At 74.1% G+C, this 18,717-nt stretch carries 15 protein-coding genes; 11 read left to right on the forward strand and 4 right to left on the reverse strand.

Annotated elements, in window-relative coordinates:
* Positions 1-3 precede the first annotated feature (3 nt).
* The gene (locus QMF98_RS09585; protein ID WP_337972855.1) at positions 4-831 is read right to left on the reverse strand and encodes an SDR family oxidoreductase; all 828 of its coding nucleotides are present in this window, start codon (positions 829-831) and stop codon (positions 4-6) included.
* A gap of 193 nt (positions 832-1,024) precedes the next feature.
* Here QMF98_RS09585 and QMF98_RS09590 point away from each other — a divergent pair, with 193 nt between their 5' ends.
* From QMF98_RS09590 to treZ, 5 genes are all read left to right on the forward strand, one after another.
* Positions 1,025-1,693 carry an AMIN-like domain-containing (lipo)protein gene (locus QMF98_RS09590; RefSeq protein ID WP_337975594.1) on the forward strand — a complete coding sequence of 223 codons (669 nt, stop codon included), beginning with the start codon at positions 1,025-1,027 and terminating at the stop codon, positions 1,691-1,693.
* A gap of 25 nt (positions 1,694-1,718) precedes the next feature.
* On the forward strand, positions 1,719-2,588 hold the full coding sequence (locus QMF98_RS09595; RefSeq protein WP_337972856.1) for a hypothetical protein: 870 nt from the start codon (positions 1,719-1,721) through the stop codon (positions 2,586-2,588).
* A gap of 79 nt (positions 2,589-2,667) precedes the next feature.
* Positions 2,668-4,884, forward strand: coding sequence for a glycogen debranching protein GlgX (gene glgX / locus QMF98_RS09600; RefSeq protein WP_337972857.1), 2,217 nt, complete (start codon positions 2,668-2,670; stop codon positions 4,882-4,884).
* A complete protein-coding gene (treY, locus tag QMF98_RS09605) occupies positions 4,881-7,388 on the forward strand; it encodes a malto-oligosyltrehalose synthase (RefSeq protein ID WP_337972858.1) in 2,508 nt (835 codons plus the stop codon). The genes glgX and treY overlap by 4 nt, the downstream gene beginning before the upstream one ends.
* Positions 7,385-9,172, forward strand: a complete 1,788-nt coding sequence (gene treZ / locus QMF98_RS09610) for a malto-oligosyltrehalose trehalohydrolase (protein ID WP_337972859.1) — start codon at positions 7,385-7,387, stop codon at positions 9,170-9,172. The genes treY and treZ overlap by 4 nt, the downstream gene beginning before the upstream one ends.
* Before the next feature lie 68 nt (positions 9,173-9,240).
* Here treZ and zapE read toward each other — a convergent pair whose 3' ends face one another.
* The gene (gene zapE, locus QMF98_RS09615) at positions 9,241-10,272 is read right to left on the reverse strand and encodes a cell division protein ZapE (protein ID WP_337972860.1); all 1,032 of its coding nucleotides are present in this window, start codon (positions 10,270-10,272) and stop codon (positions 9,241-9,243) included.
* Positions 10,273-10,355: 83 nt separating this feature from the next.
* On the opposite strand from zapE, the gene QMF98_RS09620 reads away from it, so the two are divergent.
* Both QMF98_RS09620 and QMF98_RS09625 read left to right on the forward strand, forming a co-directional pair.
* Complete coding sequence (locus tag QMF98_RS09620; protein WP_337972861.1) at positions 10,356-10,841, forward strand: hypothetical protein; 486 nt, start codon at positions 10,356-10,358, stop codon at positions 10,839-10,841.
* A 138-nt stretch (positions 10,842-10,979) separates the two neighbouring features.
* The gene (locus tag QMF98_RS09625; RefSeq protein WP_337972862.1) at positions 10,980-12,230 is read left to right on the forward strand and encodes a carboxylate--amine ligase; all 1,251 of its coding nucleotides are present in this window, start codon (positions 10,980-10,982) and stop codon (positions 12,228-12,230) included.
* Here QMF98_RS09625 and QMF98_RS09630 read toward each other — a convergent pair.
* Positions 12,220-13,383: a DegT/DnrJ/EryC1/StrS family aminotransferase gene (locus QMF98_RS09630; protein ID WP_337972863.1), complete on the reverse strand. Its 1,164-nt coding sequence runs from the start codon at positions 13,381-13,383 to the stop codon at positions 12,220-12,222. The two genes, QMF98_RS09625 and QMF98_RS09630, sit on opposite strands and share 11 nt — an antisense overlap.
* Before the next feature lie 159 nt (positions 13,384-13,542).
* On the opposite strand from QMF98_RS09630, the gene QMF98_RS09635 reads away from it, so the two are divergent.
* Complete coding sequence (locus QMF98_RS09635) at positions 13,543-14,583, forward strand: lipid II:glycine glycyltransferase FemX (RefSeq protein ID WP_337972864.1); 1,041 nt, start codon at positions 13,543-13,545, stop codon at positions 14,581-14,583.
* A gap of 70 nt (positions 14,584-14,653) precedes the next feature.
* Here the strand turns inward: QMF98_RS09635 and gnd are convergent, their stop codons facing one another.
* Complete coding sequence (gnd, locus tag QMF98_RS09640) at positions 14,654-16,114, reverse strand: NADP-dependent phosphogluconate dehydrogenase (protein ID WP_337972865.1); 1,461 nt, start codon at positions 16,112-16,114, stop codon at positions 14,654-14,656.
* A gap of 111 nt (positions 16,115-16,225) precedes the next feature.
* Between gnd and QMF98_RS09645 the strand changes: the two genes are divergently transcribed.
* The 3 genes from QMF98_RS09645 to QMF98_RS09655 all read left to right on the forward strand — a co-directional run bounded on the left by QMF98_RS09645 (position 16,226) and on the right by QMF98_RS09655 (position 18,713).
* Positions 16,226-16,804, forward strand: coding sequence for a DUF3000 domain-containing protein (locus QMF98_RS09645; protein WP_337972866.1), 579 nt, complete (start codon positions 16,226-16,228; stop codon positions 16,802-16,804).
* A 51-nt stretch (positions 16,805-16,855) separates the two neighbouring features.
* Complete coding sequence (locus QMF98_RS17030; protein ID WP_337972867.1) at positions 16,856-17,341, forward strand: helix-turn-helix transcriptional regulator; 486 nt, start codon at positions 16,856-16,858, stop codon at positions 17,339-17,341.
* Positions 17,342-17,459: 118 nt separating this feature from the next.
* Positions 17,460-18,713: an HRDC domain-containing protein gene (locus QMF98_RS09655; protein WP_337975595.1), complete on the forward strand. Its 1,254-nt coding sequence runs from the start codon at positions 17,460-17,462 to the stop codon at positions 18,711-18,713.
* Positions 18,714-18,717: the final 4 nt, after the last annotated feature.

Consider the following 18,717-nt stretch of genomic DNA (forward strand, 5'->3'; position numbering starts at 1 on the left):
TCGTCAGCGGCGAGGGCGCCGGCCCGTGAACTCGTCCATCGACCCGGTGACGCCGAGCAGGTCCATCAGGGCGTCGAACGCCCTCGTCGGCAGCAGGCGCAGCGCCGGCACCACCGCCACCACGGCCGGCAGGGCGAGGCGGCCACGGCCGGACTCCACCGCGTCGAGGATCCGACCGGCGACGTCCGCCTCGCGCAGGATCGGCAGCAGCCAGGGCACGCGCGTGCGCGCCCCGGCGAACATGCCCGTGTCGACGTAGAACGGGCACACCACGAGGGTGGTCACCGCCGACCCCGCCCGGCGCAGCTCGAACCGGAGCGACTCGTCGAAGCCGACAGCGGCGTGCTTGCTCGCCGCGTAGTCCGCCTGCCGCGGCACACCGACCAGTCCGGCGGCGCTCGCCACGGTGACCAGCCGGCCCATGTCACGCTCAAGCATCCCGGGCAGGAACGCGCCGGTCACCCAGTACGGCGCCAGGGTGTTCACCTCGAAGGTCCGGCGCACCTGGGCCTCCGTCAGCTCGAGGAACGGCCTGCCCGACACCACACCGGCGTCGTTGACCAGCACGTCGACGCCGCCCATCGCGGCCGTCACCTCCGCCGCCGCGGCGTGCACGGCGGCGCGGTCCGTCACGTCGACCTGCCAGGCGTGCGCGACGGCGCCTCGACCGCGCACGTCGGCCGCCGCACGCTCGGCCGCCTCACCGTCCAGGTCCCACACCGCCACGTCGGCGCCCCGTTGCGCGGCACCCAGCACCAGCCGTCGCCCGATGCCGCTGGCTCCGCCGGTCACCAGCACGCGCCGTCCCGCGAGCGGGAACCCTGCGCCCATGGACGTCCCCTTCCGACCGGGCGCGGCCCCGTCGCCTGCGCTCCCGGCGCCATCGTGGCCGGACCGGAGCGCGGGCACCACCGGACCGCCGGGAACACGCGGCGGTGCGCCGGCACGTCACCCGATGGCGGCGCGTCGCGATCGCAGACGGTCGGACGTCCCCGGCAGCGCCTAGCATCCGAGGGTGGTCACCATGCGGCTCGGCTCAGGCGCTGCGGCGCGTACCGGCATCCTGCGCACCGGTCTGCTCACGGTGACCGCGCTCGGCGTCCTCGCCGTCGCGGCGTGCGCCGGACCCACGCCCGGCTCGGGCAGCGGCGGCACGACGACGACGGCCGCGGCGACTGCCGCCACGTCCCCGTCGCCCACCGCGACCGGGAGCTCGTCACCGGAGCCGTCCGCGACGGAGACCGAGACCGGGACGCCCTTCCCGACCTCGGTGGACACCGTTACGGCCGACCCGTCGAAGGACGCGGCCCTGACCGTGACCGACGTCCGGACGGCGACGCACGACGGCTACGACCGGGTCGTGTTCGAGCTCGGCGGCACCGGGGCGCCGGGATGGCGCGTCGGGTACGTGGACAAGGCGGTCGACGACCCGAGCGGGCAGCCGGTGCAGGTGCAGGGCGCGGGCGTGCTGCAGGTGATCATCAGCGGCACCGGGTACCCGACCGATACCGGCCAGAAGGAGTGGACCGGCAGCCCGCTGCACCCGGGCCTGCCGGTGGTGCAGGAGGTCCAGCTGCGCGGGGTGTTCGAGGGGCAGACGCAGGCGTTCGTCGGCGTCGCCCGGGCCGGCGCCTCGTTCCGCGTGTTCGCCCTGACCGCACCGGCGCGGCTGGTCGTGGACGTTCAGCGCTGAGCTGGCGCGCCGTGCGGTCGCGATGATGGTGCTGGCCCTCGCGGGTGCCGCGGGCGCCGCGGTCCTGTCCGGCACCGGTCAGGTGCTGCAGGCCGTCGCCGCACGGCGGCTGCCCGCCGGTGCCCACCTGGACCTGCGGCTCGTCGGTCGCCTGCTCCGGGTGCCGACCTACCTGGTGGCGCTGCTGCTGACGGCGGGAGGCTTCCTGCTCGCCGTCGTCGCCCTGCAGCGCCTGCCGCTCTTCGTCGTGCAGTCCGTCCGGGCCGCGAACCTGGTGGTTGCCGCCCTCCTCGCGATCCCCGTGCTCGGTGTGCGGCTGCGGGCGCCGGAGTGGTGCGGCATCGGCCTGGTGTCCACGGGGCTGGTGCTGCTCGCGACGTCGGTCGGGGCGCAGCCGCCCGCCGCGGCCGGCTCGACCGTCGGCCTGGCCGCCGTCGGCGTCGCGGTGGCGCTGGTCGCCACCGGCTGGCTCGTGAGCGTGGTCCGGCCGTCGCGCGGCACCGGTCTGGTGCTCGCCGCGCTGGCCGGCTGCGGGTTCGCCCTGCTGGCGGTCGGCGCCCGGCTCGCCGGACCGGTCACCGGGCCGGCCGTGCTCACGCACCCGCTGGTGTGGGCGGCGATGACTGCCGGGGTGTGCGGCCTTGCGCTGCAGGTGCTCGCACTCGGGCGGGCGGGTGTGGTGGCTGTGACGGCGGTGAGCGTCACCACCGAGACGTGCGTGTCCGCCGTGCTCGGCGTGCTGCTGGCCGGGGACCACGCCCTTCGCGGGCATGCGCCCACGGCCGTCGCCGCGTTCCTGCTCGTGCTCGTGGGCTCGACCCTGGTGGCCCGCGCACGCGTGCCGGAGGCCGTCCCCTCCGGCGCCGTGCACCCCCTGGTCCCCGATCCGCGGTAGGCCGCACCTCCAGACCGGTGTGACGCTCCTCGCCCTCGTCCACCGGGCCGCTGTCGGTCCGGCCTGGCACGCTGACCTCATGGTCATCTGGCCCGGACACCCTTATCCCCTCGGCGCGACGTACGACGGCGCCGGCACCAACTTCGCCCTGTTCTCCGAGGTGGCGGAGCGCGTCGAGCTGTGCCTCATCGACCCCGACGGCACCGAGCGGCGGGTGGACCTGCCGGAGGTGGACGCCTTCGTCTGGCACGGCTACGTACCCGCGGTGGCGCCCGGCCAGCGCTACGGCTACCGGGTGCACGGCCCGTACGACCCCGCGCACGGGCACCGTTGCGACCCCTCGAAGCTGCTGCTCGACCCCTACGCCAAGGCGGTGGACGGCCAGATCGACGGGCACGAGTCGCTGTACTCGTACCGCTTCTCGGACCCCTCCCAGCGCAACGTGCTCGACTCGGCGCCGCACACCATGACCGGCATCGTGGTGAACCCGTTCTTCGACTGGGGCCACGACCGGCCGCCGCAGCACGAGTACCACGAGTCGGTGATCTACGAGGCCCACGTCAAGGGGCTGACCGAGCGCCACCCGGCGGTCCCGGAGGAGCTGCGCGGGACGTACTCCGCACTGGGCCACCCGGCCGTCATCGAGCACCTGTCGTCGCTCGGCGTGACGGCGGTGGAGCTGATGCCCGTGCACCAGTTCGTCCAGGACCCGGCCCTCGTCGAGCGCGGCCTGTCCAACTACTGGGGCTACAACACCATCGGGTTCTTCGCGCCCCACAACGGCTACTCCGCCTTCGCGCGCTCGGGGCAGCAGGTGCAGGAGTTCAAGGGGATGGTCAAGGCCCTGCACGACGCCGACATCGAGGTGCTGCTGGACGTCGTCTACAACCACACCGCCGAGGGCAACCACCTGGGGCCGACGCTCAGCTTCCGCGGCATCGACAACGCCAACTACTACCGGCTGGTCGACGACGACCAGGAGCACTACTTCGACACCACCGGCACGGGCAACTCGCTGCTGATGCGCTCCCCGCACGTGCTGCAGCTGATCATGGACTCGCTGCGCTACTGGGTGCAGGAGATGCACGTCGACGGCTTCCGGTTCGACCTCGCCGCCACCCTGGCCCGCCAGTTCCACGAGGTGGACCGACTGTCCGCCTTCTTCGACATCGTCCAGCAGGACCCGGTGGTGTCCCAGGTCAAGCTGATCGCCGAGCCCTGGGACCTCGGTGACGGGGGCTACCAGGTGGGCGGCTTCCCCCCGCTGTGGACCGAGTGGAACGGGAAGTACCGGGACACGGTGCGGGACTTCTGGCGCGGGGAGCCGTCGACCCTCGGCGAGTTCGCGAGCCGGCTGTCCGGCTCGTCGGACCTGTACGAGCACACCGGCCGCCGGCCGCTCGCGAGCATCAACTTCGTCACGGCGCACGACGGCTTCACGCTGACGGACCTGGTCTCGTACAACGAGAAGCACAACGAGGCCAACGGCGAGGACAACCGGGACGGCGAGAGCTTCAACCGGTCGTGGAACTGCGGTGCGGAGGGTCCGACGGACGACCCGAGCATCCGGGTGCTACGGAACCGGCAGCGGCGCAACTTCCTCGCGACGCTGCTGCTGTCCGAGGGCGTGCCGATGATCGCGCACGGCGACGAGCTGGGCCGCACCCAGCAGGGCAACAACAACGTGTACTGCCAGGACGACGAGCTCGCGTGGGTCGACTGGGACCTCGACGAGGAGCGGGAGGAGCTGCTCGAGTTCGCCCGCCGCGTGATCGAGGTGCGCCGCGACCACCCGGTGTTCCGCCGGCGCCGGTTCTTCGCCGGACGCCCCGACCACGGCGGTGAGTCCGACCTGCGGGACATCGCCTGGTTCACGCCGGCGGGCCAGCACATGGAGGACTCGGCCTGGAACAACGACCAGGCGCGCTCGGTCATGGTGTTCCTCAACGGTGAGGCGATCGCCGAGCCCGACCGTCGCGGCGAGTCGATCGTCGACGACAGCTTCCTCATGCTGTTCAACGGGCACTTCGAGAAGACCACCTTCACGCTGCCGAAGCGCGACTACGGCGAGCGTTGGACGGCGGTCCTGGACACGGACTCGCAGGTGCCACCCGGCAAGGTGCTGCGCCCGCGCGCACGGCTGACCCTGGAGCAGCGGTCGCTGGTGCTGCTCACCCGTCCGCCGACGACGTCCTCCCCCGTCGCCTCCGGCTCGGGGGCCGCCGAGTCCGCGTCCCGCGAGGCCTCGCGCGTGACGCGGCCGCGGGCGTCCGCGACCCACCGGCAGGGCTCGTGAGCGAGCGTGCGACACCGGCCCGCCGGCTGGTCTCACCCGGCCACCCGGTGCCGGTGTCGACCTACCGCCTGCAGCTCGGACCGGACCTGACGTTCGACGACGTCGCCGCGCACGTGCCGTACTACGCCAGCCTGGGCGTGAGCCATCTGTACCTGTCCCCCGTGCTGCGGGCGGCGCCCGGGTCCACCCACGGCTACGACGTGGTGGCGCACGACGAGGTCTCCCCCGTGCTCGGAGGCCTCGACGGCCTGCACCGGCTCGCCGGGGCGGCCCACGACGCCGGGCTCGGCCTGGTGCTCGACATCGTGCCGAACCACATGGCGGTGCCCACCCCGGTCTGGCACAACCGGCCCCTGTGGTCGGTGCTGGCCGAGGGGCCGGACAGCCCCTACGCCTCCTGGTTCGACGTCGACTGGTCGGGCGGCGAGGGCGCGCTGCTGATCCCCGTGCTGGGCGACCGGATCGGGACGGTGCTGGCGCGTGGTGAGCTGACGCTCGAGCAGGAGGACGTGCTGGGCGACGGCGCTCGGGCGGTGCTGCGCTACCACGAGCACGTGTTCCCGGTCCGGACGGGCACGGAGTCGCTCCCGCTCGCCGAGCTGCTGGAGCGGCAGCACTACCGGCTGGCCTACTGGCGGGTCGCGGACGAGGAGCTGAACTACCGACGCTTCTTCGACGTCGACACGCTGGTCGCCGTCCGGGTCGAGGACCCGGCCGTCTTCGACGCGACGCACGCGCTCGTGCTGCGGCTGCTGCGAGAGGGCACGATCGACGGGCTGCGGATCGACCACCCCGACGGTCTGGCGGACCCGGCCGGGTACCTGGAACGGCTGCGCGAGGCGACCGACGGCGCCTGGGTGGTGGTCGAGAAGATCCTGGCGGGCGACGAGCAGGTGCCCGGCGACTGGTGGACGGCCGGCACCACCGGCTACGACGCGCTGTGGCGCGTGCAGCAGACCTTCTCCGACCCGGGCGGTGCCGCGCTGCTGGGATCCGTGATGCACCGGCTCGCCGGCGACACGTCGGACGCGTTCCCGGGGATCGTCGCGCGGGCGAAGTCCGAGGTGGTCGAGGGCACGTTGTACGCGGAGGTGCACCGGCTCACCGAGCTGGCGGCCGGCATCTGCCACGACGACGTCCGGCTGCGCGACCACACCTGGCGCGCGCTGCACGAGTGCCTCGTCGGGCTCCTTGTCGAGCTGGACCGGTACCGCGCGTACGTGGTCCCCGGGACGGCACCGCACCCGGAGGCCGTCGAGGCGCTGCAGTCCGCGGCGGCACGGGCGCGCCGCAGGCTGAGCGAGGAGCGCGCCGAGACGATGGACGTGGTCGTCGACCTGCTGCTCGGCCGCGAGGCGGGCAGCGCCGGACGCACCCGCGACCCGCGGCGCGACGAGCTGGTGGTGCGGTTCCAGCAGACGTGCGGGGCGGTCCAGGCGAAGGGCGTCGAGGACACGGCGTACTACCGCTGGACGCAGCTGACGGCGCTCTGCGAGGTCGGCGGCGAACCCGAGCGCTTCGCCCTGACCCCCACCGACCTGGCGGCGTGGGCGGCACGGGCCCAGGTGGTGGCGCCGCTGGCGATGACGACGCTGTCCACGCACGACACCAAGCGCGGCGAGGACACCCGGGCCCGGCTCGGCGTGCTGTCCGAGCTGCCGCACGAGTGGTCCGCGCTCGTCGACGCGCTGCACCGCTCGAGCGCACCGTTCCGCAGCGCCCTGGTCGACGGCCGCGCGGAGAACCTCCTGTGGCAGACGCTCGCCGGCACCTGGACCGCCCCGGGGCCGATCGAGGCGGACCGATTGGTGGAGTACCTGGTCAAGGCGGTGCGCGAGGCGAAGTCGCACACCTCGTGGGCGAGTCCCGACGAGGCGTACGAGCAGGCCGTCGTGTCGCTCGCGCGCCACGCCCTCGAGGACCCCACCGTCGTCGAGCTGTTCACCGGGTGGGAGCTGCGCACCCGTCCGGCGGTTCGGGCGGCGACGCTCGGGACCAAGCTGGTGCAGCTGACGCTGCCGGGCGTCGCCGACGTGTACCAGGGCACGGAGGTGCCGGCGGTGACGCTCGTCGACCCGGACAACCGGCGGCCGGTGGACACCGAGGACCTGGCCGCGCGGCTCGACCGGCTCGACAACGGCGCGGTCCCCCGCACGCTGACGGACGAGAAGCTCCTGGTGACGTCCCGTGCGCTGCGGGTCCGGCGCGACGTCACCGAGGCCTTCACCGGCCCGGAGGCGGGCTTCGTGCCGCTCGCGCACTCGTCCGGCCACAGCCTGACGTACGCGCGCACGGTCGCTGGCGAGGCCCGGGTGGTCGTGGTCGCCACGCGGCTCGGCGCCGCGGTCGAGCGGCTGGACGGGTGGGCCGACCACACGGTGGCCCTGCCGGAGGGGACGTGGCACGACGTGCTGACGGACCGCGAGGTGCCGGGCGGCGTGCAGCCCGTCGGCCCGCTCCTGGACCGGCTGCCGGTGGCGCTTCTCGTCGCGGGGGCCGTGTGATCCCGCACGTCTGGGCGCCGAACCCGACCGTCGTCGAGCTGGTCGGCGCCGACGGTGGGCAGATCGGCCCGTTGCACCGCTCGGCGGACGGGTGGTGGACGGGCGAGGTCGACCTGCCGGACGGGACGGACTACGGCTACCGGCTCGACGGTGGTCCCGCCCGGCCGGATCCCCGCTCGGCGTGGCAGCCGTACGGGGTGCACGGGCTGTCGCGGGTGTTCGACGCCGACCGCCACCCGTGGCACGACACGGGCTGGTCCGGCGTCGACGCACGTGGAGCCGTCACGTACGAGCTGCACGTGGGGACGTTCACCCCGGAGGGCACGCTGGCGGCGGCGGCCTCCCGCCTCGAGCACCTGGTGGACCTGGGCGTCGACCTGATCGAGCTCATGCCTCTCGCGGCGTTCGACGGTCAGCACGGCTGGGGGTACGACGGCGTCGCCCCGTACGCGGTGCACGAGGCCTACGGCGGTCCCGCAGCGCTGCAGGCGTTCGTCGACGCCGCCCATGGCGCCGGGGTGGGCGTGTGCCTGGACGTCGTCCACAACCACCTCGGTCCCTCCGGGAACTACCTGTCGCAGTTCGCCCCGTACTTCACGGACCGGCACAGCACCCCGTGGGGCGACGCGATCAACCTCGACGGTCCGGGATCGCCGCACGTCCGCCGCTGGATCTGCGACAACGCCCTCCGGTGGTTCACGGACTTCCACGTCGACGCCCTCCGGCTCGACGCCGTCCACGCCCTGCAGGACGGCTCGCCGGTGCACGTCCTGGCCCAGCTGTCCACCGAGGTGGGACGCCTGGCGGACCGCCTGGGCCGACCCCTGTCGCTGGTCGCGGAGTCGGACCTGGACGACGTGGTCACGGTCGAGCCCGTCGCCTCCGGCGGTTGGGGGCTCACCGGGCAGTGGGACGACGACGTGCACCACGCCGTCCACGCCCTGGTCACCGGCGAGCGGCAGGGCTACTACGTCGACTTCGGCACGCCGGCCGAGCTCGAGTCGGTGCTCACCGGGGCGTTCCGGCACACGGGCGGGTGGTCGACGTTCCGGCAGCGACGCTGGGGCCGTCCGGTGCCGGACGACGTGGACGGCCGCCGCTTCGTCGTCGCGGCCAGCACGCACGACCAGGTGGGCAACCGCGCCCTGGGCGACCGCCCGTCGGCGCGCCTGGACGGCGGTGGTCTGGCCGCGGAGGCCGCGCTCATCCTGCTGTCGCCCTTCAGCCCGATGCTCTTCATGGGCGAGGAGTGGGGCGCGAGCACCCCGTTCCAGTACTTCACGGACTACGCCGACGCCGAGCTGGGAGCCGCGGTTCGCGACGGTCGGCGGGCGGAGTTCGCCGGCCATGGGGACGCGGACGTGTACGGCGGCCCGGTCGACGTGCCCGACCCCCAGGACCCCCGGACGTTCCTGGTCAGCAAGCTCGACTGGTCGGAGCCGGGCCGGCCCGACCACGCCCGGCTGCTCGACTGGTACCGCCAGCTGATCGCGCTGCGCCGTGCCGTCCCGGACCTGCGCAGCGGTGACCGGTCCGCGACCAGCCTCGCGTTCCTCCCGCCGTCGGACCCCCGCGGCGCGTACGACAGGTGGCTCGTGGTCGGCCGGGCTGCCGCCCGTGTGGTGGTCAACCTGGCCGAACGAGCCCTCGACGTGCCGGTCGCGGCGCCGCAGGAGCCCGTGTCGGTCCGCGCCGCCTGGGCGCCCGGCACGCAGGTCGGCACCGTCGAGGGTCGGGTCCTCCCCGTGCGCGTCCCGGCACGGAGCGTCGTCGTCCTCGCCTGAGCCACGCGGGTCGGCTGCCCCAGGACCACCGCGCGCATCGGAGGCCGACGATCGCACCGTGGCGTCGGTCAGGCGATGGCGGCGCCGTCCGCAGCCAGTGCGCCGAGCCGCGACAGGGCCCGGTAGTACTTCTTGCGGTAGCCGCCGTGCAGCATCTCGGCCGAGAACAGCCCCTGCTCACCGGAGCCGCCGAGCAGCACGGGCACGTCCCTGTCGTAGAGCCGGTCCACCAGGACGACGAGCCGCAGTGCGACGTCCTGCCGGAGCACCGGCCGCACACCGGTGAGGCCGACGAGGGCGACGCCGTCCAGCAGGGCGCCGTACCGGCTGGGGTGCACGTGGGCGAGGTGCTCCAGCAGGTCGCCGAAGTCGTCGAGCGTCGCGTCGTCGCGGCCGGCGAGTGCCGCACGGACCGCCTCGTCGGGCAGCCCCGTGCGGTCGGTGACGGGCCGCCGGTGCCGGTAGTCCTCACCGTCGATCCGCAGCACCTCGAACCGCTCGGCGAGCGCCTGGATCTCCCGCAGGAAGTCCTCGGCGGCGAACCGGCCCTCACCGAGCGACTCCGGCAGCGTGTTCGAGGTCGCCGCCAGTGCCACCCCACGGTCCGCGAGCTCGCGCAGCAGCCGCGACATCAGGACGGTGTCACCGGGGTCGTCCAGCTCGAACTCGTCGATGCACACCAACCGGTGCGCCGCGAGCGCCTCGACGGTGGCCCGGAAGCCCAGCGCGCCGACCAGGTTGGTGTACTCGACGAAGGTGCCGTACGCCGTGCCCTCGCGACCCACCGCATGGGCGAGGGCGGCGAGCAGGTGCGTCTTGCCCACGCCGAAGCCGCCGTCGAGGTAGAGGGCCGGTGGCCGCCCCCGCCTGCGTCGGCGCAGCCAGCCGCCGGAATGGTCCGAACCGACCACCGCGGCGGCCGCCTGGCGCAGCCGGTCGAGCGCCGCCGCCTGGGAGGGGTGCGCCGGGTCGGGCCGATAGGTGTCGAACGTCTCGGCCGCGAAGTGCCGTGGTGGCACCAGCTCCGCGAGCAGCCGCTGCGGTGACGGTGCCGGGCTGCGTCCGACCAGGCTCCCCGCGCGGACGGTGGAGTCGGTCACGGTCGCCCACCCTACGTCCGCCTCGGCGGCACGCCGCGCCGGGCGACGGACCCTCTGCACGCCGGACCACCTAGGCTCGTCGCGTGACCGACACGATCGTCGTCCTCATCGAGGACACCCTGTCCCCCGCGGACGTCGACAAGCTGATCGCGCTGCACACCGACGAGGTGCTGCAGTACCGGGTGCTGGTGCCGGCCGACACGCAGCGGCCGCTCCTGCCGTGGATCGTGGACTCCCTGAGTCTCGGCGAGCTGCGCGAGGCGTGGAACCGCGCGGTCGGCAAGGAGCCGACGGAGCCGCAGGCCAGGGCGACGGCGACCGAGCAGCTGGCCGGCACGCTGGCGGCGTTCGAGGCCGCCGGTCGGCGCGCGGTCGGGACGGTGGTCCAGGACGACCCGATCCCCGCGCTGCGGGCCGCCGTGGCGGAGGGAGGCGTGCGGGAGGTCGCGGTGGTCACCGACCCGCACCTGCTCGAGGACACGTTCCACCGCGACTGGGCGTCGCGCGCACGCGAGGAGCTGAAGCTGCCCGTGCTGCACCTGTACCGAGGCACCAGCGAGCTCGGCTGAGCCGACCGGGTCGGCCGTCGAGCCGCCTGCCTGCGGCCGCGCCGTTCCCGGGACGCCCGGGCTCCGGGAGGCCGCCCATAGGATGACCGCGCACCGGACCGCCGCGGCCGGGCGTGCAGGAACGGAGAACCCGCCGGGATGACGGACGCAGCCGGGACGACGTACGGGAACGACGACTTCCTCCCCATCATCCTGGGGACCAGCGTCAACGCCTACAACCAGGCCCGGTCGCTGCACGAGGCGTTCGGCATCCGCTCGTTGGCCCTCGGCCGTGCGGCGCTCCGCGAGACGGCGCACTCGTCGATCATCGACGTGCGGGCGTACCGCGAGTTCGGCTCGCCGGAGTTCGTCGTCGCGACGCTGAAGAAGCTGGCCGCCGAGTTCCCCGGCCGCAAGCGGCTGCTGCTGGCGAACATCGAGTTCTACACGAACATCCTCATCGAGCACCGGGCCGAGCTCGAGGACGACTTCATCGTCCCGCTGGTGCACAAGCCGCTCGCCGACCGGCTGATGGACAAGACGGACTTCTACCGCACGTGCGCCGAGCTGGGCGTGCCGCACCCGGAGACCGTCGTCGTCCGTCAGGACGAGGCCGGCGACACCGCGCTCGGCGCGGACCTTCCCTTCCCGTACCCGGTGATCCTCAAGCCGTCCGACACCGACACCTACCCGCGTCTGCGATTCGAGGGCAAGCAGAAGGTGTACCTGGTGCAGCACGCGGCCGAGCTGCGGGTGCTGGTGGACCGGATCTTCTCCGCCGGTTACGTCGGTGACCTGCTGGTCCAGGAGTACATCGCGGGCGACGAGTCCGTGATGCGGGTGGCCAACACGTACTCCGACCGGCACGGGGTGATGCGCTTCGCGTCCCTGGGCCAGGTGGTGCTGACGGAGTACGACCCGACGATGGTCGGCAACAACAACGCGATCGTCAGCATGGCCGACGCCGAGCTGACCGAGTCGCTGCGCCGGCTGCTCGACAGCGTCGGGTACGTCGGCTCGGCGAACTTCGACCTGATGCACGACCGCCGGACCGGTACCAGCAAGGTGCTGGAGATCAACCTGCGGCAGGGTGCCACCAGCTACTACACGATGGCTGCCGGCGGGAACCTGACCCGCTGCTTCGTCGACGACCTGGTGTACGAGCAGGATCTCCCCGAGGTGATCACCACGGACGAGCGGCTGTGGATCAACGTCCCGTACCCGGTGGTGCTCGCCTACGCCCCGGCGTCCCTGCGCGGACAGGTGCGCGCGGCGGCCCGCCGGGGCGTGACCCACACGCTGCGGTACGCGCCCGACCGGAGCCTGGCCCGTCAGATCGACCTGCTGCGGATCGACCTGCGCCACACGCTGGACAACGTCCGCTACGCGCGCAACCGCCTCAACCGATAGCCGAGAGCACCACGTCGGCGATGCGCCGGGCGTCCGGGACGTCGACCCCGGTGGGCAGGTTCACCACGCGAGCGATCAGGTCCTCCGTCGTGGCCAGCGCGCCGTTGCCGGGCGTGTAGCCGTAGACGGCGGGGTCCTCGACACCGGGGAACAGCGCGGGCCGGTACCAGCGGCCGGCGTAGAAGCCGGCCTGGGAGACGGCGCTGAAGACGCGCTCGGCGGCAGCCGCGTCGGAGGCGAAGAACGGGAACCGCACCAGGGGGCGGCCGTCGCCGATGCCGGCGGGGACCTGCACGACGCCGGCCAGCGCGCGGACGTACTCGCGCACCGCCGCGGCGCGGCGCGCCTCGACGTCCTCCAGCGACGGCAGCACGGCGCGCATCTGCGCCTCGACCCATGGCGACGGTCCGCTCGCCCGTGCCGACAGGCCGCCACGGCGCTCGACCGGTGCGACCGGCGGGTCGAACGCTCCGGCGGACGTCAGCGCGTCGCGGACCGGTCCGGAGACACGCTTCGGCAGGCGGTTCAGCACCCGGAGCTCGTTGACGTACAGGCGGGCGGCGACGTCCTGCCGGCGCCCCGCCGCCGGCAGCGCGAGGAGGTCGCGGACCAGCCGGTCCCGCAACGCGCCGTCGCCCAGCCGGGGGTCGACCCAGACCGCTCCCCCGAATCGGGTCGGCAGCATCTTCTCGGCACCGAAGGAGTGGATCGACACGTCGGCCACCGGTTCGCCGCCCTCGTCCCGCGCCAGCGTCCCGACGCAGTGCGCGCTGTCCTCGACCAGCAGCGCGCCCACGTCGTGCGCCAGCCCGCGCAGCCGGACCGCCGCGGCGTCGTCCACGATGCCGAAGGTGTTCTGCAGCACGACGGCACGGGTCCCACCGCCGAGCACCAGTCGCTCGGGGTCGATCGCGATCGAGTCCGGCGAGACCTCGGCGTACGCCGGACGCAGCCCGGCGACCAGCACCGGGTCGACCGCGGTGCAGCAGGTGAACACCTGCGTGACCACGTCACCGGCGCCGCGCAGGTCGGCCACGGCGCGGAAGACGACCTCCATGCCGTACCGCGCCTTGTGCACCAGGAACCAGTCGGCCGGGTCCGTACCGGTGCGTGCGGCGAGCATCGCCACCACGGCGTCGTTGGTCGCTGACATGGCGCTCCGATGGCTCGGGGGGTGTGGCACCGCAGGGCCGGGTGGCGCGGGTGCGTGCCCAGCGGGGCGACGCTCAGCCTATCGACCGCCGTGTCGCCGGCCGGTGCGGCCGTCGTCGCTCGAGAGGCCCCGCCGAGCCCCGTCGATAGGATGCCCGTCGTGCCCCCCACCCCTTCGCCGCTCGTCGTCACGCCCGTCCACGACCGGGCGGCGTGGGACGCGCTGGTCCGTGAGCTCGGTGGTCACCCGCTGCAGCTGTGGGGCTGGGGCGAGGTCAAGGCCACGGGTCCGTGGCGTGCGCACCGGCTGCACGTCACCGCGGCCGACCGCACCGTGGGCGTCGCCCAGGTGCTCGTGCGTCGGCTGCCCTTCCCCTTCCGGGCGCTCTCCTACGTGCCCCGCGGGCCGGCCGTCGCGCCCACCGACCCCACCGCGGCCGTCGGCTACGGCGTCGGCGACGAGGCGATGCGGTCCGCTGTGGCGCAGGCCGTCGTCTCGTGGTGCCGCGCCAACGTCGGCGGGGTGGGCGTGTCCTTCGAGCCGGACTGGCCCGAGGGCACCTCGCTGCCCCTCACCGGCGCCGTCCCCGGCGACCAGCCGATCCTGCTGCCGAGCACGATCGTCCTCGACCTGACCCGGAGCGCGGACGAGCTCATGGCGGCGATGAGCCGCACCACCCGTGCGGACGTGCGCAGCGGCGGCCGGGAGGTGGAGATCCGCCGGGTGACCGACGAGGCGGGCGTCCGCGCGGTGCTCGAGGTGTACCGCGAGACCGCGCAGCACGCCGGCTTCGCGCTGCACAGCCCGGAGTACTACCTGTCCATCCACCGCGAGCTCGGTGACGCCTCGGTGGTGGTCGCGGCGTTCCACGAGGGCCGGCCCTGCTCGTTCGTCTGGGACGTGATGTCCGGCACCACCGCGTTCGAGCTCTACGGGGGTGTGAACGAGGCCGGCCGCAAGGCGCGCGCGAACGCCCCGGTCAAGTGGTTCGCGGTCCGGCTGGCACAGGACGCCGGCCTGCTGCGCTACGACGTGAACGGCCTGCTGAACGACGGCGTCTCGACCTTCAAGCGCTCGTTCGCCAAGCACGAGGACCAGCTCGTCGGCACCGTTGACGTGCCGTTCTCCCCCCTGTACCGGCTGTGGGTGCAGGCGGTCCCGCTGGCGAAGCGCGTGCTCCGGACCCTGCGACGGCACTGAGCTCCCCGGACACGCCACCGGGCCGGCCGCGCCACCCAGGGGCGATGCGGCCGGCCCGGTGCCGCACTCGTCAGGCGGGCTGCTCCGAGCGGTCCTCCGACCAGCCGGTGTGGAAGTAGCCGTCCTTGTCGACCCGCTGGTAGGTGTGTGCACCGAAGAAGTCCCGCTGCGCCTGGATCAGCGCCGCCGGCAGGCGCTCGGCGCGCACCCCGTCGTAGTACGCCAGCGACGACGCGAACGCCGGCGTCGGGACGCCGTGCAGCGCCGCGGCCGCCACGACGCGCCGCCACGCGCCGAGGCCGTCACCGATCACGCCGGCGAAGTACGGGTCGGCGATCAGCAGCGGCAGGTCGGCGTCCCGCTCGTAGGCCTCGGTGATGCGTCCGAGGAAGCGGGCGCGGATGATGCAGCCGCCACGCCAGATGCGGGCCATCGCGCCCCGGTCGACGTCCCAGCCGTACAGCGCCGAGGCGGCGGCGATCTGGTCGAACCCCTGCGAGTAGGCGACGACCTTGGAGGCGTAGAGCGCGGCGCGCACGTCGTCGATGAACGCCTCGGCGTCGTCGACGGCCCACGGCTCGACCGCGGCCGGCAGCACCCCACGGGCGGCGTCGCGCTGCGCCACCCCGCCGGAGAGGGCCCGCGCGAAGGTCGCCTCGGCGATCCCGGTGATCGGCACCCCGAGGTCGAGGGCGTTCTGCACCGTCCAGCGGCCCGTGCCCTTCTGCTCCGCCCGGTCGGCCACGACGTCGACGAACGCCGCGCCCGTCTCGGCGTCCACGTGGTGCAGCACGTCCGCCGTGATCTCGATGAGGTACGACTCGAGGTCCCCGGTGTTCCAGGTGGCGAAGACGTCGCCGATCGCCGCCGCCGAGGCGCCGAGACCCTGCCGCAGCAGGTCGTACGCCTCCGCGATCAGCTGCATGTCGGCGTACTCGATGCCGTTGTGCACCATCTTGACGAAGTGGCCGGCGCCGCCCGGGCCGACGTGGGTGCAGCACGGCTCGCCGTCCACGTGCGCCGAGATCGCCTCGAGCATCGGGCCGAGGGTGGCGTAGGCCTCCGCGGTGCCGCCGGGCATGATCGACGGCCCGTTCAGCGCCCCTTCCTCGCCGCCCGAGACCCCGGTGCCGACGAAGTGCAGCCCCTTCTCGCGCAGCGCCGCCTCGCGCCGCACCGTGTCGGGGAAGTGCGCGTTGCCGGCGTCCACCACGATGTCGCCGGGCTCGAGCAGCGGCACCAGCTCGTCGATGACCGCATCGGTCGGCGCACCCGCCTTGACCATGACGATCACGGTGCGCGGCCGGACCAGGCTGCCGACGAACTCCTCCATCGACGACGACGGCACGAAGGTCCCCTCGTCCCCGTGCTCGGCGACCAGCGAGTCGGTGCGCGCCTGCGACCGGTTGTGCAGCGCCACGGTGTAGCCGTGCCGGGCGAGGTTCCGCGCGAGGTTCCGGCCCATCACGGCCAGACCCGTCACACCGATCTGCGCGGTGGGGGTCGCTGTCGAGGTGCTGCTGACGGACATACGAGCGCTCCTTGAGGTCGCGATGGGCCTCGGTCAGCCTAGTGCGGGCCCCTGAGCAGCCCCGCGGCGTGCCGGGGGCTGGACAGGACCTCAGGTGCGTACGCTGCCGACGTGGCTGCCCCGGACGACGTGCCCGCGGTGTTCGTCCGCGCGCTGCGCTCGCTACGGGGGGTTCCCGTCCGCCCCGAGGTGGTTCTTGACGAGGTGCCCGGCCCCGCCCGGATCGCCCCGTTCACCGCCGCGCTGACGGCGGAGGTGCGCTCGGCCCGCCGGTCCGTCGCGGCCGACGAGCTCGCCTCGGGCCGGTTCGTCGTGCTGCACGACCCCGAGGGTCAGGAGGCCTGGGAGGGCCAGTTCCGGCTGGTCACGCTGGTGCGCGCCGGGCTGGACCACGAGCTCGGCGCCGACCCCCTGCTCGCGGAGGTGGCGTGGTCCTGGTTCCTGGACTCCCTCGCGGACGCAGGCGTCCCTCCCCATGCCGCCGGTGGCACCGTCACGCGCGTGCTGTCGCAGAGCTTCGGCTCGCTCGGCCCGCGTGAGGAGAGCAGCGACCTGGAGATCCGTGCCTCCTGGACGGCGACGGACGAGGACCTGCGCCCGCACCTCCTGGCGTGGACCCGGTTGCTCTGCACGGCCGCCGGCCTCGAACCGCTGCCCGACGGCGTGGTGTCGTTGAGCCCGCGTCGGTGACGTAGGCGCGCACGGGCTCAAGCCGTCACGGCCGGGTGCCGATGCCCCGGTGTGAGCATCCAGCCGCTGCGCCGAGACCCGCGGCTGCCGGCCGTGCCCCGGTCCCGGCCCGGGGTCATCCCGGCACCCAAGCGCGCCTCGTCCTGCGTCGTGGTGGACGAGCTGGGCGGAGCCGCTGGCGGCGCCCTCGAGGCGCTGAGCGGTCGCGACCTCGGGACGGTCGTCGTCCTCGCGCGACGGGCTGAGCCCGCGGAGGTCAGCTCGCTGCTCAGCCGCGGAGCCCGCGGTGCCGTCGTGGCGACGGAGCGCCCGCAGGAGAGCCGGACGGTACCAGGGGCCGCGCCCGACCTCTCCGTGCGCGAGATCGGCGTGCTGCGGCACGTGGCGCAGGGCTGCTCCAACCGGGAGGTCGGCGACCTGCTCGGGCTGTCCGCGCTGACCGTGAAGAGTCACCTCGCCCGGATCTCCCGCAAGCTGGGCACCGGGGACCGCGCGCAGCTCGTCGCGATCGCCCTGCGCGGCGGGCTCCTCGACTGACCGCAGGTCGCTCAGACGTGCTCGGGTGGTCATCGCACCGGAGCGGCACGCGGCTCCGGTGCGCGGAGCGGGGGCCGGACTCGCCTACGGTGGCCTCGTGACGGACGAGCGCGACGAGCTGGACGTCGTCGACGGTCCCGCTGCCGACGACGAGGGCCCGGCCGCCGTCGAGGTCGTCCCCCTCACCGAGCCCGCCGACGGCATACCCCCCGTGGTGGACACCCCCGAGGCGTTGGCCGAGGTCGTCGAGGCCTTCGGCAACGGGACGGGCCCGGTGGCCGTCGACGCCGAGCGCGCGTCGGGCTACCGCTACGGGCAGCGCACCTACCTCGTCCAGCTCCGACGGGAAGGCGCCGGTACGGCGCTGATCGACCCCGTCGCGCTGCCGGACCTCTCGGCGTTGTCCGAGGCGCTCGTCGGCGTCGAGTGGGTGCTGCACGCGGCGTCCCAGGACCTCCCCGGGCTCGCCGAGCAGGGCCTGCGCGCCTCGCGGGTGTTCGACACCGAGCTGGCGGCGCGGCTGCTCGGCATGGAGCGGGTCGGTCTCGCCGCGGTGGTCGCAGAGACGCTCGGCCTAGGCCTCGCGAAGGAGCACTCGGCGGTGGACTGGTCCACCCGACCGCTCCCGCTGGAGTGGCTCCGCTACGCCGCCCTCGACGTCGAGCTGCTGGTGCCGGTGCGGGAGATCCTCGCCGAGCGGCTGGCCGCGGCCGGCAAGGCGGAGTGGGCCGCGCAGGAGTTCGAGGCCGAGCGCACGGCCGCGCCACCGGCACCCCGGGTCGAGCCCTGGCGCCGCGTGTCCGGCCTGCACGCCGTGCGCGACGCACGCCGGCTCGCCGTGGTGCGTGAGCTGTGGGAGACCCGGGACGCGAACGCCCGGCAGCGCGACATCTCGCCGGGACGGGTGCTGCCCGACCACGCGATCGTCGCGGCCGCCCAGGCGCTGCCGCGGACCGTCCCCCAGCTCGTCGCGCTCCCGCAGTTCGCCGGTAAGGGCACCCGGCGCCGTGCGACCCTCTGGCAGTCGGCGATCGACCGAGCGCTGGCGCTGCCCGAGCGGGAGCTGCCGAGCGTGCGCGGGCCGCGGTCGGACGCACCGCCGCCCCCACGCGCCTGGGCCGACCGCGACCCCGACGCCGCCGCGAGGCTGGCGGCCGCGCGCGCGGTGGTCGCCACGACCTCGCAGGCCTGGAACGTGCCGGCGGAGAACCTGCTGCAGCCGGACCTGCTGCGGCGCCTGTGCTGGTCACCGCCCGTGCCCGCGGACCTGGAGGCGGTGCGCGCTGCGCTGGTCGCCGGTGGTGCACGCCCGTGGCAGGTGGACCTGATGGCTCCGCTGCTGACGCCGACGATCGGTGTCACGGCCGGCTGACCGA

Origin of the sequence: Cellulomonas sp. NTE-D12 (assembly GCF_027923705.1) — a bacterium.
Lineage (GTDB): Bacteria > Actinomycetota > Actinomycetes > Actinomycetales > Cellulomonadaceae > Cellulomonas.

Excerpts from the sequence above, each read along its gene's own strand:
- gnd (WP_337972865.1), bottom strand. The coding sequence starts at position 16,114 with ATGTCCGTCAGCAGCACCTCGACAGCGACCCCCACCGCGCAGATCGGT.
- QMF98_RS09585 (WP_337972855.1), bottom strand. The coding sequence starts at position 831 with ATGGGCGCAGGGTTCCCGCTCGCGGGACGGCGCGTGCTGGTGACCGGC.
- QMF98_RS09630 (WP_337972863.1), bottom strand. The coding sequence starts at position 13,383 with ATGTCAGCGACCAACGACGCCGTGGTGGCGATGCTCGCCGCACGCACC.
- QMF98_RS09595 (WP_337972856.1), top strand. The coding sequence starts at position 1,719 with ATGGTGCTGGCCCTCGCGGGTGCCGCGGGCGCCGCGGTCCTGTCCGGC.
- glgX (WP_337972857.1), top strand. The coding sequence starts at position 2,668 with ATGGTCATCTGGCCCGGACACCCTTATCCCCTCGGCGCGACGTACGAC.
- QMF98_RS09625 (WP_337972862.1), top strand. The coding sequence starts at position 10,980 with ATGACGGACGCAGCCGGGACGACGTACGGGAACGACGACTTCCTCCCC.
- QMF98_RS09590 (WP_337975594.1), top strand. The coding sequence starts at position 1,025 with ATGCGGCTCGGCTCAGGCGCTGCGGCGCGTACCGGCATCCTGCGCACC.